A 3,700-nucleotide genomic window follows, 5' to 3' on the forward strand; every position below is an offset into this window, starting at 1 on the left:
AAGCGCCTCGTCGTAGGCGGCATGGAGGCGGTCTTTGAGATCAACCGAAACTTCCGCAACGAAGGTATGGATCTGACGCACAATCCGGAATTTACCAGCATAGAATTCTACTGGGCGTGGCATGATTATAACGACGCGATGAACCTAACCGAGGAGCTATTTAAAGCGCTGTTTAAGAGGCTCGGGCTGGGCGAAATTTTAACCTACGATGAGCGCGAGATCGATTTTTCAAAGCCTTTTGCGCGCATAAAGTATCTCGACGCGCTTACGCAGATAGGCGGCATCGAGCCACGTATCGTAAATGATCGCGAAAAGATCATCGCCAAACTCAAAGAGGATAAATTTGAAGTCAATGAAAAGCTCGATCTCGGCCACCTGCAGAGCGAACTTTTTGATAATTACGTAGAAGCTAAGCTCATAAATCCGACCTTCATCGTGGATTTTCCGATCTCGATCAGCCCACTTTCGCGCAGAAGCGACGAAAATCCGCAGATAGCCGAGAGATTTGAGCTTTACATCGCAGGTAAAGAGCTAGCCAACGCCTTTAACGAGCTGAACGATCCGCTCGATCAATACGCCAGATTTAAGGCGCAAATCGATGCCAAAAATGCAGGCGACGACGAAGCGCACGAGATGGATGAGGATTACGTTCGCGCGCTTAGCTACGCGATGCCGCCGACTACCGGCTGGGGGCTTGGAATCGATCGCTTGGCGATGATTTTGCTGAATAAAAAGTCGATCCGCGACGTGATTTTGTTCCCTGCGATGAGACCGCTAAATTTAGAGAAGGAGTGAACGTGTCAAATTTAGAAAAATTCGATAATGAAATTTTTAGTTTAACCAACAAAGAGCTTGCTCGCCAGTGCGATTATTTGGAGATGATTGCGAGCGAAAATTTCACCTATCCCGAGGTGATGGAGGCGATGGGCTCGGTGCTAACGAACAAATATGCCGAAGGCTATCCCGGCAAGCGCTACTACGGCGGCTGCGAGTTCGTAGATGAGATTGAGCAGATCGCGATCGATCGCTGCAAAAAGCTCTTCGGCTGTGAGTTTGCAAACGTCCAGCCAAACAGCGGCAGCCAAGCCAACCAAGGCGTATATGCCGCGTTTTTGAAACCGGGCGAGAAAATTTTAGGTATGGCGCTTAGCCACGGCGGCCATTTGACGCACGGTGCGAAGGTCTCAAGCAGCGGAAAGATGTATGAGAGCTTCGAGTACGGCGTAGAGCTCGACGGCTGCATAAACTACGATAAGGTGCTTGAGATCGCTCAGATCGTAAAGCCCAAGATGATCGTTTGCGGTGCGAGCGCCTATACGCGCGAGATAGATTTCGCTAAATTTAGACAGATCGCAGATAGCGTGGGCGCGTTTCTTTTCGCCGACATAGCGCATGTTGCAGGGCTAGTCGTTGCAGGCGAACATACTAATCCGTTTCCGCACTGCCACGTCGTAAGCTCGACAACGCATAAAACGCTTCGTGGTCCGCGCGGCGGCATCATAATGACAAACGACGAGGAATTTGCTAAAAAGATCAACTCGGCGATCTTCCCCGGCATTCAGGGCGGTCCGCTAATGCACGTCATCGCCGCAAAAGCGGTGGGCCTTAAACACAATCTAAGCCCCGAGTGGAAGGTCTATGCCAAGCAGGTCAAGGCAAACGCTAGAGTTTTGGGCGAGACGCTGGTTGGGCGCGGCTTTGATCTCGTTAGCGGCGGCACCGATAACCATCTGATTTTAATGAGCTTTTTAAATAGGGATTTTAGCGGCAAGGACGCTAGCGCCGCGCTTGAAAACGCAGGCATCACGACGAATAAAAACACCGTTCCGGGCGAGACTCGCAGTCCATTCGTCACCAGCGGTATCCGCGTCGGCAGCCCCGCACTTACCGCGCGCGGAATGAAGGAGAAAGAATTTGAGTTTATCGGAAATAAAATCGCCGACGTACTAAGCGACATCTCAAATTCCAAGCTTCAGGCGCAGGTTAAAGAGGAAGTGCGGGATTTGGCGCACCGCTTTATCATCTACGACCGCGCGATGTATTAAATTTAATAAATTCGGGTAAGCTTACCCGAATTATCTATTTCGTAAATTTTGCGTGGTAGAATTTACAAAGTAAATAATAATCTTAGGAGAGAGTATGAACGATAAAAATTTCGATATGAGCAGCATAGACGACATAGTGATCAATAGCGGCAATGTCGATAAGAACGCGAATTTGAAAAAGGGTCTTACCGTCGCAGCCGGCGTCGTAGTTTTATTCTTAATAATTTTAATCATAATGAAGGCTATTAATAAAGACGATATTGATACTAACGCAGGTCTTACTATGCCTAGTGAAGAAGAGCTTGCCAAAGCGGAGCAAAAGCCTGCCGTACAAGTTCAAAAACCTGAGCCTTCGCAGCCTGAGCCTGTAGAGGTGAAATCAGAACCCAATATAGCATCTGCAGCTCCAACCAAAGTAGAGATAAAAACCCAAGAACCTAATTCCGAAAGTAAGGTCGTCGCAAGCGCTCAGCCTGAAGCGCAGAAAGTAGAAATCCAAAAGCCCGAAATCAAAGAAGAGCCAAAAAAATCCGAAGTTAAAATAGAAAGTAAAAAGATTGAGCCTAAAGACGAAGCCAAAAAGTCTGAAAAAACTGACGTAAAAAAGTCCGAGCCTAAAAAAGAGTCTGCAAAAGACGAGATCAAAAAAGAACCTTCTAAAACCGAAATTAGAAAAGTCGAGCAAAAAGTAGAGCCTAAAAAAGAACCCGAAAAACAAGCAAAAGCAGAAGTTAAAAAAGAACCTTCAAAAACGGAAGCTAAAAAGGAACATGCGAAAGCTGAAGCCAAAAAAGAGCCAGCAAAACCTGAGTCTAAAAAAGAAGCTAGCAAGCCAGAGTCTAAAAGCGAGAGCGTAAAGGCTGGCGTTGCAGCAAAGAGCACCAGCACCAGCGTGGCAAACGGCAGTTATGTGCAGGTTTTCGCATCAAATGCCTACGATCCAAACGGGTCTGACACTAAAAAAATCACTAAAAAAGGCTATAATCCGATCGCTCTGCAAACTCACGTCGGCAGCAAGAGCGTGACTAAAATTTTAGTTGGACCTTTTGAGGGTGAGGCGCTACAAAAGGCACTTAACGATATGCGCAGCATCAATAGCGGAGCGTATATCTACCGAGTGAAATAGTGGACAGATTTGCGGTTTTCGGCAACCCGATCGCCCACTCACTCTCGCCGCTACTTCATAATTACGCTATAAAATTTTTGGAGCTGGATGCCTACTACGGGCGGGTTTTGCTGCAACGCGGCGAGGAGCTGCGAGCTAAATTTGAAGCTTTAGAGCTTTGCGGCGCGAACGTGACCGTGCCTTTTAAGCTCGACGCATTTAAAGCATGCGACATCCTAAGTGAGGCGGCTAAGCAGATCGGCTCGGTAAACACGCTAGTGCTAAAAGGCGACGTGCTGCACGGCTTTAACACCGACGCGCAAGGCTTTTTCTGCGCGATCTTGGATTTTGGCGAGATTCGCAATGCGCTTATTTTAGGTGCGGGCGGCACGACGCGAGCGATCGGCTACGCGCTAGGCGAAAACGGCGTGAAATTTGACATCCTAAATCGCAGCGCAAAAGATTTTGACTTCGGCTGCGAGGAATTTTTTACCTATGAAAATTTTAGATCCAAAGACTACGATCTGATCGTCAATGCCACTGGCGCGGG

General features: G+C 47.9%; 4 protein-coding genes. All 4 read left to right on the top strand.

All coding sequences use genetic code 11. The features are described from left to right. On the top strand, positions 1-795 hold a 795-nt coding region (locus tag Q0614_RS10835; RefSeq protein WP_298788674.1), incomplete at its 5' end, for an amino acid--tRNA ligase-related protein. 2 nt (positions 796-797) lie between these two features. Next, positions 798-2,045 (top strand): serine hydroxymethyltransferase, encoded by a 1,248-nt coding sequence (locus Q0614_RS10840; protein ID WP_298788676.1) that lies wholly within the window; start codon positions 798-800, stop codon positions 2,043-2,045. Between the two features lie 94 nt (positions 2,046-2,139). After that, a complete protein-coding gene (locus Q0614_RS10845) occupies positions 2,140-3,171 on the top strand; it encodes a hypothetical protein (protein WP_298788678.1) in 1,032 nt (343 codons plus the stop codon). Further along, positions 3,171-3,700, top strand: a 530-nt coding sequence (locus tag Q0614_RS10850) for a shikimate dehydrogenase (protein ID WP_298788680.1), incomplete at its 3' end; no start/stop codon positions are given. The genes Q0614_RS10845 and Q0614_RS10850, both read left to right, overlap by 1 nt.

It is taken from the genome of uncultured Campylobacter sp. (genome assembly GCF_937997595.1).
Lineage (GTDB): Bacteria > Campylobacterota > Campylobacteria > Campylobacterales > Campylobacteraceae > Campylobacter_B.